The following is a 12,795-nucleotide window of genomic DNA, read 5'->3' as shown; positions in this document are numbered from 1 at the left end:
ACGCGCCGGGCCAGGATCACCAGTCGTGCACAGTCCCATCGGCCAGGCGGTTGTAGGGCAGGTACGCCTGTTCGTAGGGGTACCTGCCCGCCTCGTCGACGTCGAGCTCGACGCCCAGACCCGGCTTGTCACCGGGGTGCAGCAGGCCGCCCTGCCAGGTGAAGCTCTGCTGGAAGACCTCGTTCGTGCGGCTTCCGTGCTGCATGTACTCCTGGATGCCGAAATTGTGGATGCTGAGCCCCAAGTGCATGGCCGCCGCCATGCCGACCGGCGAGATGTCGGTCGGGCCGTGCATTCCCGACTTGATCTGGTACATCGCCGCGTAGTCGAGCGTCTTCTTCAGTGCGCTGATCCCGCCCATGTGGGTGACCGCACCGCGGACGTAGTCGATGAGCTGGTCGCGGATGATGTCTTTGAAATCCCAGACCGTGTTGAAGATCTCCCCGATCGCGAGCGGCGTGGTCGTGTGCTGGCGCACGAGGCGCAGAGCCTCCTGGTTCTCGGCGGGGGTGCAGTCCTCGAGCCAGAACAGGTCGTAGGGCTCGAGGGATTTGCCGAGCTTCGCTGCCTGGATGGGCGTCATCCGGTGGTGGCCGTCGTGCAGCAGCGGGATGTCGGGGCCGAACTCGTTGCGCACCGCCTCGAAGACGCCGGGCAGATGGGTGAGGTAGGAGCGCGTATCCCAGTCCTCCTCGACGGGTTTCGCCCCGCGACGGGCGGGCTCGTGGTCGTAGCGGGCCTCGCCGCCGCCGACATCCGCCGACTGCGCCGCGATGCCGTAGATCGCCTTCAGGCCGGGCACGCCGGTCTGGATGCGGATGGCCCGGTACCCCTGCTCGAGATGCGAGCGCACCGAGTCGAACAGCTGGGGAAGGTCGACGCCGGAGGCGTGGCCGTAAGCGAGGAGGCCCGTGCGGGATGCGCCGCCGAGCAGCTGGTAGACCGGCATCCCGGCCTTCTTGCCCTTGATGTCCCACAGCGCCATGTCGACGGCGGCGATCGCCGCCATCGTCACCGGGCCACGGCGCCAGTATGCGCTGCGGTAGAGGAACTGCCAGGTGTCTTCGATGCGATCCTCGTCGGCGCCGATCAGGAGCGGCACGACGTGCTCGGTCAGGTAGGCGACGACGGCGAGCTCGCGGCCGTTCAGCGTCGCATCGCCGAGACCGGTGATGCCCTCGGCGGTCGTGATCTTGAGGGTGACGAAGTTGCGGTCGGGGCTGGTCACGATGACCTCGGCCTTGTCGATGGGCATGCGGACTCCTCGTCGAGAACTTGTATGGCACTCTGATCAAATCACTGCCATACAAGTTTCGTCAAGCTATCGTGACGGTATGCCCGAGACCCCGCCCCGTCCGTCCGCCCGGACGGTCGCGTACGGGCGGATCCGCGACGACATCATCGGCGGTCATTTCGCTCCGGGGGGCCTGCTCTCCGAGAACGAGCTCGCCGCCGCGCTCGGCATCAGCCGTCAGCCCGTGCGCGAGGCACTGCTGCTCATCGCGCAGGAAGGCCTGGTCGAGGTGCGCCCGCAGAGCGGAACCTACGTCACCCGCATCGATCCCGATCGCGTGCGGGAAGCGCAGTTCATCCGCGAGGCCATCGAGCTGGCATCGCTCGCTGCTTGTGCGCCGCCCGAGGAGGAGGACGAGCGGATGCTGCGCGACCTCATCGCGCGGCAGCGCACGGCATCCGACCGCGACGCGTTCTACCCGCTCGACGAGGAGTTCCACCGCGCCCTGCTGGGTCTCGCGGGCCATGCCAACGCCTGGGCCGCGGTGAGCGCCGCGAAGGGGCATCTCGACCGCGCCCGCTATGTCGGCATGAGCGCGACGCGCGCCGTGCAGGACTATGTGGATGACCACGAACGGGTCGTCGACGCGCTCGCCGCCGGAGACATGGATGCCGCGGCCGAGGCTCTGCGCGAGCACCTGCGGTTCGTGTTCGCCGACCTCGAGGCGGTGCGGGAGCAGCATCCGGAACTGTTCGAGGGTGCACAGGCTGTGCGCACCGGCAGGCCCTCGCGGCGCTGAGGCAGCCCGCGGGGAAAGTTCTGCTGACGACTCTTGTGCGAGAAACCTTAGCCGTCTAGGTTTTCATCGACAAGGGTGTCGCCCGACCTGCGCTCGGCGATGAGCCGCAGGCGCGCCCTCGCAGCCAAAGGAGGCAGCTATGAGTTCAGTCAGTGGCGCGGCCGCAGGCAATCCGTCCGGGATGACGTCTGCGAGTCGTACCGTCGGCTCGCCGGAGCATCATTGGTTCACGGAGCCGACCGAGCCGGCGAAGAAGAGCTACGTCACGTGGCTGATCATCGCCCAGTTCGTCTTCTTCATCGCACTGCTCGGTCCCGCGGTCGTGGGCATCGGTCTGAAGATCAGTTCGCTTCAGGCGGCAGGGGCCATCGCAGAAGGGGCCGCTGCCGCGAACTCGGCGTCGGCGATTCTGGGAGGGGTCGGCGCCTTCTTCGCGGCCATCGCGAACGTGGTGTTCGGGCGCATCTCCGATCGCACGACGAGCCGGTGGGGCCGCCGCCGCGTCTGGATCGTCCTGGGCGCCGTGATCATGACGGTCGGATTCGTCTTCATGGCCCTCGGCGACAGCCTGGCGATCGCGACCGTCGGCTGGGCGATCGCCCAGCTGGGCGCCAACATGACGCTCGCCCCCTTCGTGGCGACGATCGCCGACCAGGTGCCGAAATTCCAGCGCGGCGCGATCACCGCGGGCCTCGGCATCGCGCAGAATGTCGGCATCGTCGGCGGCGTCTACGTGGCCGGCTGGTTCTCGTTCAACCTCTTCATCGTCTTCGTCGTCCCGGCGATCCTGTCGATCGTCGCCCTCGTGATCTTCGTGATGGTGCTGCCGGACAAGCAGCTGCCGGTCAAGCCGCCGCGCATCTCCTTCGGCGAGATCCTCGGCACGATCTGGGTGAGCCCGGCGAAGCACCCCGACTTCGCGCTCGCGTGGTGGTCGCGCTTCCTGATCACCTTCGCGGCGTTCGGCTTCACGACGTTCCGGTTCTTCTACATGGTGTACCACCTCGATGTCCCCGAAGAGGAGGTCGGCCTTCTCATCGCCAACACCACCCTCGTCTACACCGGAGCGCTCGTGATCACGGCGTGGATCGCGGGCAGGATCTCCGACAAGATCGGCAAGCGCAAGGTGTTCGTGTGGACCTCGACGGCGTTGTTCGCCGTCGGCACGCTCGCCCTGATCTTCATCCAGGATGTTCCCTCGTACTACATCCTCGAACTGTTCCTCGGCGCCGCCTATGGCATCTACGTCGGTGTGGACCTCGCCCTCGTCGTCGACGTGCTGCCGAACCCGGACGACGCAGGCAAGGACCTCGGCGTCCTTAACCTCGCCAACGCTCTGCCGCAGACGGCGGCGCCGCTGGTCGGCGGGCTGGTGCTGGCGGCGACCGGCGGAGCGACAGGGGCCGACTACACGACGTGGTTCACCGTCTGCGCGGTCCTCTGCCTCGTCGGAGCGCTGGTCATCTTCCCGATCAAGTCGGTGAGATGACCGGCTGACACAGACCGGGCGGCCGGATCCTCGGGGGACTCCGGCCGCCCCACCACCCGCTCGCGTACGGAGGGAGCGTTCTCATGGCGAATTGGTATATCTCCTAGACTTATGCCGATGACTCGTCGGGGGCAGTACGCCAAGGGTGCCGCGAAGCGGGAGGAGATCCTCTCGGTGGCACTCGACGTCGTGGCGGAATTCGGATGCCGCAGCGCATCGAACCGCGAGATCGCCCGCCGCGTCGGGCTCACCCAGCCGGGACTCATGCACTACTTCGGCTCGCGCGAGGAGCTCTACATGGCCGTGCTGCGCGCCAGAGACGCTCGCGACATCGCAGAGCACTGGGTCGACAAGCCGAACTTCGAGGGCTTCCTCGACGTGATCGAGCACAACACCCGCGTGCCGGGTCTCGTGCAGCTGTACGTCGAGTTCTCCGCCGAGGCGAGCATCGGAAAGCATCCGGCGCACGAGTACTTCGTCGAACGGTACGAATGGGTGCGCGACCTCTCCGTGCAGTCCGTGAGGACCGCTCAGGAGAGCGGCGAATTCGGTCAGAACGTCGACGCCGAGCTGATCGCCGACATCATCGTGGCGACCGCCGACGGGCTGCAGCAGCAGTGGCTGCTCGACCGTTCGATCGACATGGTCGCGCGACTGCGGGCCGTGTGGAACGGCGTCGCCGCGCTCTCGCACCTCGGCTCGGTCGACGGCGGCCCCTCCGACGGCTGACCTGCCGTCGGGCCCGCCCCGGGTCCCGGCAGGCGGTGTGCCACCAGCGGCTTGACCTGCCACCATCCGAATCGCGTCGGGAACGTGGTGGTTCGTGAACTGCCTGGTGGCTGACGCGTGCGCCACTCTTCCTGCACATCGTCGAGCTTGGACGGGACCGCTCCAAAGCCTGGGGACAGAGCATTCAGCGCTTGTCGCCAGGTGCAGAGTGAACGGATGCCGGAGATCACACCCGCGAAGATCGAGAGAAGGCGCCGCATCACCCACGAGCAGGCGGAGCAGCTGCTGCGCAGTCGCGAAGACCTTCTCGATGACGGTTTGACGGACCGTTCGCTGCGCGAGCAGGTCGCCGGCGGGAGTCTTCATCGCGTGCGCCGGGGGCACTACGTTGCGACCCGGACCTGGAAGTCATTGTGGCCCGAGGGCCGGCATCTGCTGCACATCATCGCGGTGTGCCGCGACGCCTCGGCGCCGCCTGTGCTGTCGCATGTGTCCGCTGCTGTCGTGCGCGGGTTGCCGCTGTACCGACTGGAACCGAAGAGGGTGCATGTGTGCGTACCGCTTCCCCGCCACGCGGGCAGCGCGAGTGACGTGCTGCGCCACGAGCTCGACCTCGATGACGACGACGTCGAGGAGATCGCGGGGATCAGGGTCACGAGTGCGGCGCGCACAGTGCTCGACGTCGCGCGAACTCTGCAAGCGGAGGCCGCGCTTTCGATCGCCGACGCGGCGTTGGGTTCTGCGGCCGTGACGAGACACCAGCAGGACCCCGAACTCGCCGCGTCCTGGCGAGGCGACCTCGAGCAGCGGCTCGACGCCGTTCGCGGTAGGCGGGGGCTCGCAAGGCCGGGCGCATCGTGGCGTTCGCCGACGGGCGAGCTCAACTGCCGGGCGAGAGCGTCAGCCGACTGCGTCTTCACCGCCTCGGGTTCCGGAACGTCGATCTGCAGGTACGCATCCCCGCGCCAGACGGTCGCTCGTTCTACTGCGACTTCGGTCTCGACGACATCAATTCGTTCGGGGAGTTCGACGGCCTCGGCAAGTATCTCGACCCCTCGACGCGCGGTTACCAGAACGTCGAGGAAGCGGTCGTGGAGGAGAAGTGGCGCGAGGACTGGGTGCGTGGCACGACTCGGAGAGGGATGCTCCGCTGGGGAGGTGAGCATATCGGCACTGTGCGAGCCTTCGCGAGCCGTCTGGCGGCCTTTGGCGTGCCGTTCACAGGCGACCTCCGTCTCGATCGACGTCGCCTGCGCTGATCGGCCGCGGGCGTGCCGGTGCGCCCGCCACCATGATGTCGACCCGCCACCCGGTTTGTCGACGTCGGCAACGTGGTGGGGCGCCGGCAAGGTGGGGGGCGTCGGCATCGTGGTGGGGCGTCGGCATCGTGGTGGCGGGCAGAGGCCCTGGGCCCGCGTTGAGGGAATCCGGCTCGCGTGTCAGGATGAGCGCATCCGGCTTCAGAGAAGCCGTCCGTGGTGTGAGGGAGCGAACATGCAGCTGGCGATGGTGGGACTCGGACGGATGGGCGCGAACATCGTGCGGCGCCTCATGCGGGACGGACATGAGTGCGTCGTCTACGACGTGAACCCGGAAGCGGTCGCGACGCTCGTCGCCGAGGGGGCGACCGGCGCCGACAGCTACGCCGACCTCGCGGCCAAGCTGCAGACCCCGCGCGTCGTGTGGCTCATGGTGCCGGCATCCATCACAGGACAGGTCGCCGATGAGGTGGCGGCCGTCCTCGACCGCGGCGACATCATCATCGACGGCGGCAACTCGAACTACCGCGACGACGTGCGCCGCGCCGCGACGTTGCGTGAGCGCGGCATCGAGTTCGTCGACGTGGGCACGAGCGGCGGGGTGTTCGGCCTCGATCGCGGCTACTGCCTGATGGTCGGCGGATCGGATGCTGCGGTGCAGCACCTCGAGCCGATCCTGCGCACGATCGCCCCGGGCGTCGGTGAGATCGAGCGCACACCCGGGCGCGACGGCGACCTCGCTCCCGAGGAGCAGGGATACCTGCACTGTGGGCCGTCGGGAGCCGGGCATTTCGTGAAGATGGTGCACAACGGCATCGAGTACGGTATCATGGCCGCGATCGCTGAGGGCCTGAATCTTCTCGAGAACGCCGATGCCGGTGTGCGCGAGGCCGAGCACTCGGCCGAGATCGCCCCGCTCGAGGAGCCTGAGTTCTACCAGTTCCCGATCGACACCGCGAAGGTCGCCGAGCTGTGGCGCCGCGGCTCGGTCGTGTCGTCGTGGCTGCTCGATCTCACCGCGGCCGCACTGCACGCGAACCCGCGGCTCGATGGGCTCGCGGGCCGTGTCTCGGACTCGGGTGAAGGGCGTTGGACTGTCAAGGCCGCCGTCGACGTCGGTGTTCCGGTGCCCGTGCTCGCGGCCTCGCTCTTCGAGCGCTTTGCTTCGCGCGACGAGGATCGCTTCGCCAATCAGGTGCTCTCGGCGATGCGCCTGCAGTTTGGCGGTCACCAGGAGCGCCCGGCCGGCGACGTGCTCGAGGCGGGCGGCCGCAAGGTCGACGAAGGCTGAGTCCGCAGCATCCACGGCGGTCATCGAGCGACGCCGTCACTCGTTCCGAAGGACTTCTCACGTTCGGAAGGAGCTTTGGCCGCTGAGGCTCCTCCTGAACGTGAGTTCTCTTTCGGAGCGTGCGGGGCGCGCGGAGCGTCCGGGTCGCGTGGAGCGCGCCGGCGGTCGAATGTGCCAGGGCGCGCCGAGTCCTTCAGCCGCGCTTCAGCCCCGGTGTGCAGGCTGGGAGGATGCGAATACTGCTCGTCGATGACGAAGTGCGGCTCGCCGACGGCATCCGCCGGGGGCTCGAGGCCGAGGGGATGGTCGTCGACGTCGCGAACGATGGTGCCGCCGGGCTCGGTCTCGCGCACGATCGCGACTACGACGCGATCGTGCTCGACGTCATGATGCCGGGCATGAGCGGCTATCGCGTATGCCAGGCGCTGCGCGCCGAGGGCGATTGGACTCCCGTGCTGTTCCTCACGGCGAAGGACGGCGAGTGGGACGAGGTCGAAGGCCTCGACACGGGAGGCGACGACTGGATGACGAAGCCGTTCTCGTATCCGGTGCTGGTCGCGCGGCTCCGCGCGCTGGTCCGCAGAGGCGGGCGCGAGCGGCCGGCGGTGCTCGAAGCGGGGGATCTGCGCCTGGATCCGGCCGCACGTCGGGTCTTCCGCGGCGATACGGAGATCTCGCTCACGGCGCGAGAGCTCGCGGTTCTCGACTTCCTGCTCCGCCGACGCGGTGAGGCCGTGACCAAGGCCGAGGTGATCGCGAACGTGTGGGGCGACGATTTCGATGGCGATGCGAACATCGTCGAGGTCTACATCGGGCACCTGCGGACGAAGGTCGACAGGCCGTTCGGAAGAGCGGCCATCGAGACGGTCCGCGGCACCGGCTACCGGCTCGCCGGGAACGGCGGCTGAGATGACGGAGACCCGCAGACGCGGCATCCGCTCGATCAGGGCACGACTGACCGTCGGTGCACTCCTCGCAGTCGGAGTGGTTCTCGCCGGGGGCGCCCTGGGCACCGTGATCCTGCTCGGACAGCTGCTCACGCAGGGGGTGTCGGCCTCGGTCGAGCAGGATCTCGAGACGATCGGCGAGCAGCTCGAGAACGGCGCGGTCGACATCGGAGACCTCGACGGTGACGTGCTCGTGCGGGTGCAGGGCGCGCAGTCCGCCGCCAACGACGACGACGCCGAGCAGTTGCCGATCGTCGCCGAGGACTCCGTCGTGCGCATCGTGGTCGACGGGGACGCCTACCTCGCAGCCTCGGAGGAGACGGATGCCGGCATGCTCACGGTCGCGCGGCCGATCGATGAGGTCGAGGCGGCGACGGCGACGGCATCCGGTCTCCTGACGATCGCAGTGCCCGTGCTGCTCGTCGTGATCGGGGTGGTCATGTGGCTCGTCGCCACGCGCGCCCTCGCCCCGGTGGAGCGCATGCGCCGGCAGGTCGACGACATCGACGGCGCGGGGCTCGATCGGCGCGTCGATGCGGGGCGCGACGACGAGTTGGGCGCGCTTGCCGCGACCATGAATCGGATGCTCGAGCGGATCGAGTACGCGCAGACGACGCAGCGGCGCTTCGTGAGCGACGCCTCGCACGAGCTGCGATCACCGCTCGCGACGATCAGGCAGCACGCCGAGGTCGCGGTCGCGCACCCGGCATCGACCTCTGTCGAGGAGCTCGGCGGGGTGGTGCTCGATGAGGGGCGGCGCATGCAGGAACTCGTCGAGGGTCTGCTGCTGCTCGCCCGACTCGACGAGCACGGGGGACGCGAGCATCCGCGCGCGCCGGTGGATCTCGACGACATCGCGCTCGCCGAGGTGCAGCGCCTGCGCGGCATGGGCGTCGACGTCGACGGTCGGCGTATCGGCCCAGGGCGGGTCGCCGGCAGCGAGGTTCTGCTCGGCAGAGCCGTGCGCAATCTCGTCGACAACGCTGTGCGCCACGCAGCCGGCACAGTGGCGCTGGCCGTGGTCGTGTCGGGTCCGCACGTTCTCCTCGAGGTGGAGGATGACGGATCCGGAGTGCCAGAGGAGCAGCGCGAGGCCGTGTTCGAGCGCTTCGCCCGGCTCGACGAGGCACGCGCGAGAGACGCCGGCGGCAGCGGTCTCGGACTCGCGATCGCCCGTGAGATCGCGCGGGCGCACGGCGGGGAGCTGTCGGTGTCGACCGGCGTGCTCGGCGGAGCGCGTTTCACACTCGCGCTGCCGGTCGCCGCGGAAGGCTGAAGGCGGCTTCAGGAAGCTTCAGCGGCGGTTCATGGGTGGCCGCGCAGAGTAGAAGCATGAACACCGAAGAGAACACACCCCAGCAGCCCGACCGAGACGCCGAGACCCAGCGGTTCGACACGGAGCCCGCAGCACCTGCCGCTCCCGCCGGACCGCAATCGGGCCGGCGCCGTCGGAACATCCTCATCGGAGCAGCGGCGACCGTCGCGATCCTCGCCGTCGGCGGTGGCGCGTATGCGATCGGCGCCGAGGTCGGCGACGACGATGACGACCGTCCCGCCGCGTCGCAGGGCAGTGGCTCGAGTGCGACCGACGACGGCGATCGCGACGGCGATCGCGCCGATGACGGTGCTCGAGACGACGACCGCGCCCCCGAGACGGGGGCGGGCGCAGGAATCGTGGCGGATGCCGCCTCGATGCGCGACGCGGCAGAGGCGGCCATCGACGCCGCGGGCGGCACCAGTGCGAGCTCGATCGACGTCGAGCACGGCGGCTACGAGGTCGAGGTTCTGCTCGCCGACGGCTCGGAGGTCGACGTGTTCGTCGGCGGCGACGGCGCAGCATCCGTCGATCCGTCCCGCGACGACGACCGCCGCGCGGACCCGGCGCTCGATCTCGCGACGCTCGGCGACATCATCGACGCCGCTCTCGCCGCGTCGAGCGAGGCCTCCGGCGGCGACGGCACGGTCGATGCCGTGTCGAGCAGCGACGACCAGGGCGTCGCCTACGAGGTCAGCATCCGTCTCGCCGATGGACGCGACGCCGACATCGATCTCGCGGCCGATCTCGCGCTGGTCTTCGCCGACGTCGACGACGACTGATCTGCACGCCCCGCGGCCGGGTGCCGGTGCGGTCATCGCCCGAGCTTCTCGGCGCAGGCCACGCAGTGGGTCGCGAACGGCCGCACCTCCAGACGAGCGATCGGGATCGGCTGTCCGCAGCCGGCGCAGACCCCGTAGGTTCCGGCATCCAGCCTTGCGAGGGCTTCGTCGACCTGGCGGAGTTCGGATGCCGCGGCATCTGCGAGGCCCGACAGACGCGACCACTCAGATGAGAGCGTGACCCCTTCGGGGTCGTGCTCGTCATCGTCGTTCGATCCCTCCCGGTCGTGCACGAGCTCGCCGAGCACGACCGCGGTCGACGCGACGCGGGCGGCGGCGTGCGCCCGCAGCCGCTCGAGAAGTGCGCGGACGTCGTCGGTCATGCCGACACTGTACGCGCGGCATCCGACGTCGGCTTCGGCAGAAGTCGAGGCGGGTGGGGCCTCAACTCTCGGCGTCTCGTGTCGCTCCGCTCGCTCAACGACCGGGGGCGAGTCTTCCTCTGGTCGTCGAGCGAGGGAGCGGAGCGACCGAGACGAAACGCGGTCAGCCGACGGTGGCGGCGATGTCGGGCTGGTCGCTGAAGATGCCGTCCATGCCCGCGTCGAGGAACACCCTGATCTCGCCGGCGAGATCGCCGGGCGCGATCGGGTCGGCGGATGAGCGGAACTCGACCGGCAGGTACTGGTTCTCCAGGCGGAACGTCCAGCCGTGCACATCGAGACCTACAGCGTGCGCGTCCGCGATCACCGGTGAGGGCGAGGCGAGTCGTCCGTCGGGTGTGCGCGGGATCAGCACCGACTTCTCGGCGCCGATGCCGTCGGCATACGACGAGATCTCGGCGAGCCCGGCGGGCTTCACGAGGTCGGCATAGGTGCGCGCGTCGCCCGCGAGTGTGAAGTCGTAGGGTCGACCCGACGAGTTGATCAGCTGTGCGAGGTGCACGTCGGTGAGGCCGTTCAACTCCTTGAGGTTCGCGACCTCGAAGCTCTGCACGATCACCGGGGCATCCGCCGAGTCGACGCCGTTGGCCTGCAGGGCGGCGACCAGCGGTTCCTCGAGCGAGAGCCCGATCGAGTCGAAGTACGACGGATGCTTCGTCTCGGGGTAGACGCCGATCTGGCGGCCGTCGCAGCTCACGGAGTGCCGGGCCAGGTCGAGGACCTCATCGAGCGTCGGGATGACGTAGAGCCCGTCGAACGCCGTGTTCGCAGGGCGCGTCTGCGGCAGGCGCTCCTTGGCACGGAGCGTGCGCAGCTCGGCGAAGGTGAAGTCCTCCGTGAACCAGCCGGTGGTCTTCACGCCGTCGATCGTCTTGGTCGTCTTGCGGCTTGCGAACTCGGGGTGCGCCGCGACGTCGGTGGTGCCGCTGATCTCGTTCTCGTGGCGGGCGACGAGCACGCCGTCCTTGGTGGAGACCACGTCGGGCTCGATGTAATCGGCGCACTGCACGATCGCCTGCTCGTAAGAGGCGAGCGTGTGCTCCGGACGGTACCCGCTCGCTCCGCGGTGGCCGATCACGGTGACCTGCTCGGGTTCGACCTTGGTGCGGTCGAGGTCGATCACCGCGAACTCGGTGTCGTCGGGAGTTCCCGTGACGCGCGCGTCGTTGCCGGGATAGTTGTTGTCGTTGGCGATGAGCAGGTCGCCGTTCTTCAGCTGCACGATCGTCTCGAGCGACTGCACCGGAAGCGACCACACCTCGCCGGTGCCGTAGCCGTTGCCGGCGCTCAGGCCGTCGGGATTCGAGATGCGCAGGGCGTCGAACACCAGGCTCTTCTCGACGTAGCCCTCGGCATCCGTCTTCTTCAGGTCGATCTCGTAGATGCGCTTGGTGACCGCCTGGTCGCCCTCGAAGTCGTCGCGCTCGACCACGAGCAGCCGGTCGTTCTTGACGGTGAAGGCGTCGCCGATGACATTCGGCTCCTGATCGGTCTGGTAGTTCCAGCTGCGTCCGGTGTACACGCCGCGCTTGGTGTCGAACTCGAGGATCTCGCGGCGGCGCAGGTCGGGATCGTCGGCGTAGGCGCCCTCGACGATCGGGTACAGGTAACGGCCGTTCACGGATGCCGCCAGCGCCTCGAAGCCACGGCTCGCGCGCACCCGCGGAGTCTCACCGGGCTGCAGATACGGGTTCTGCGGCGACTTCCCGCCGTCGAGGGAGAACGGCTTGGCGAGCAGCGTGCCGTTCGCATCGAAGTGCAGCAGGAAGGGGCCGAACTCCTCGCCGACCCAGAACGTGCCGTCCTTCGCGCGCACGGCCGACTCGATGTCGAAGTCGGCGCCGGTGAGCAGGCGCTCCGGGGTGGCGTCGTGGACGATGGGGAAGTCCAGGACGTGGTTGCGGTCGTTGTACGAGATGAAGCGCTCGACGGCGATCTCGCCCGAGCCGCCCTGGGCCGTCTGCCAGTCGGGGCGCACGAGATAGCTGCGCAGCAGGAAGTCGGCCGAGTTGCCCTTGGCGCCGAAGCCGTTGTCGGGCTGCGCCCAGAACGTGCCGTCGCCGTTGTCGATCACGGCGGAAAAGCCGGGGATGACCTGTCCGCCCCACGGGCCCTGGCGGCCGTTGCCTGGCGAGGCGAGCGCGCCGGACGGCGGACCGTCGGCCAGGAAGTCGGCCGACAGCTCGGCCCACGCGACGAGCATCGGCTCGAACGCGTGGTTCTTCGACGTCGGAGTGCTCTGGTTGCCCGCGGCCTGCGCAGGAGCGGCGAGCAGCAGGGTGGCTGCCGCGGCGACGGCGGTGGCGGCGGCTATGGCGCGATGGACTCGTCTCATGTCTGCGAGTCAACCGTCAGCCGTCGGCATCCCTCTGACCCGGCGATGGCCTTCCGATGACGACGTGGTGAACGGAACCTTGCCCCATCGGTCGTTGAGCGAGGAGCGCCAGCGACGAGACGAAACGCGGTGAACCTATCGAGATCGTCTTGCGACGTTTCGTCACTTCGTC

Annotated in this window: 11 protein-coding genes; 8 read left to right on the top strand and 3 right to left on the bottom strand. The window is 68.7% G+C overall.

Annotation, left to right across the window (positions count from 1 at the left end; translation table 11 throughout):
• Positions 1 to 16: 16 nt before the first annotated feature.
• Positions 17 to 1,255, bottom strand: a complete 1,239-nt coding sequence (manD, locus tag ACI3KT_RS06325; protein ID WP_404903175.1) for a D-mannonate dehydratase ManD — start codon at positions 1,253 to 1,255, stop codon at positions 17 to 19.
• A 79-nt stretch (positions 1,256 to 1,334) separates the two neighbouring features.
• Here manD and ACI3KT_RS06320 point away from each other — a divergent pair, with 79 nt between their 5' ends.
• The 8 genes from ACI3KT_RS06320 to ACI3KT_RS06285 all read left to right on the top strand — a co-directional run bounded on the left by ACI3KT_RS06320 (position 1,335) and on the right by ACI3KT_RS06285 (position 9,845).
• A complete protein-coding gene (locus ACI3KT_RS06320) occupies positions 1,335 to 2,033 on the top strand; it encodes a GntR family transcriptional regulator (protein WP_404903173.1) in 699 nt (232 codons plus the stop codon).
• Positions 2,034 to 2,172: 139 nt separating this feature from the next.
• The gene (locus ACI3KT_RS06315) at positions 2,173 to 3,522 is read left to right on the top strand and encodes an MFS transporter (RefSeq protein WP_404903171.1); all 1,350 of its coding nucleotides are present in this window, start codon (positions 2,173 to 2,175) and stop codon (positions 3,520 to 3,522) included.
• A 117-nt stretch (positions 3,523 to 3,639) separates the two neighbouring features.
• Complete coding sequence (locus ACI3KT_RS06310) at positions 3,640 to 4,251, top strand: TetR/AcrR family transcriptional regulator (RefSeq protein ID WP_404903169.1); 612 nt, start codon at positions 3,640 to 3,642, stop codon at positions 4,249 to 4,251.
• Between the two features lie 857 nt (positions 4,252 to 5,108).
• Complete coding sequence (locus ACI3KT_RS06305) at positions 5,109 to 5,510, top strand: hypothetical protein (protein ID WP_404903168.1); 402 nt, start codon at positions 5,109 to 5,111, stop codon at positions 5,508 to 5,510.
• Positions 5,511 to 5,745: 235 nt separating this feature from the next.
• Positions 5,746 to 6,801 (top strand): phosphogluconate dehydrogenase (NAD(+)-dependent, decarboxylating), encoded by a 1,056-nt coding sequence (gene gnd / locus ACI3KT_RS06300; RefSeq protein ID WP_404903166.1) that lies wholly within the window; start codon positions 5,746 to 5,748, stop codon positions 6,799 to 6,801.
• Positions 6,802 to 7,031: 230 nt separating this feature from the next.
• Positions 7,032 to 7,709 (top strand): response regulator transcription factor, encoded by a 678-nt coding sequence (locus ACI3KT_RS06295; protein ID WP_404903164.1) that lies wholly within the window; start codon positions 7,032 to 7,034, stop codon positions 7,707 to 7,709.
• Position 7,710: 1 nt separating this feature from the next.
• Positions 7,711 to 9,024: a sensor histidine kinase gene (locus tag ACI3KT_RS06290; RefSeq protein ID WP_404903162.1), complete on the top strand. Its 1,314-nt coding sequence runs from the start codon at positions 7,711 to 7,713 to the stop codon at positions 9,022 to 9,024.
• A 56-nt stretch (positions 9,025 to 9,080) separates the two neighbouring features.
• Positions 9,081 to 9,845 (top strand): hypothetical protein, encoded by a 765-nt coding sequence (locus ACI3KT_RS06285; protein ID WP_404903160.1) that lies wholly within the window; start codon positions 9,081 to 9,083, stop codon positions 9,843 to 9,845.
• A gap of 32 nt (positions 9,846 to 9,877) precedes the next feature.
• Here ACI3KT_RS06285 and ACI3KT_RS06280 read toward each other — a convergent pair whose 3' ends face one another.
• Both ACI3KT_RS06280 and ACI3KT_RS06275 read right to left on the bottom strand, forming a co-directional pair.
• A complete protein-coding gene (locus tag ACI3KT_RS06280) occupies positions 9,878 to 10,228 on the bottom strand; it encodes a TraR/DksA C4-type zinc finger protein (RefSeq protein ID WP_292906930.1) in 351 nt (116 codons plus the stop codon).
• A gap of 163 nt (positions 10,229 to 10,391) precedes the next feature.
• Positions 10,392 to 12,623 carry an esterase-like activity of phytase family protein gene (locus tag ACI3KT_RS06275; protein WP_404903158.1) on the bottom strand — a complete coding sequence of 744 codons (2,232 nt, stop codon included), beginning with the start codon at positions 12,621 to 12,623 and terminating at the stop codon, positions 10,392 to 10,394.
• Positions 12,624 to 12,795 lie beyond the last annotated feature (172 nt).

This window comes from Microbacterium sp. ZW T6_19, assembly GCF_044987465.1.
GTDB lineage: Bacteria > Actinomycetota > Actinomycetes > Actinomycetales > Microbacteriaceae > Microbacterium > Microbacterium natoriense_A.
The sequence above is the reverse complement of the archived record's forward strand: the minus strand, read 5'-3'. Positions and strand labels throughout refer to the sequence as shown.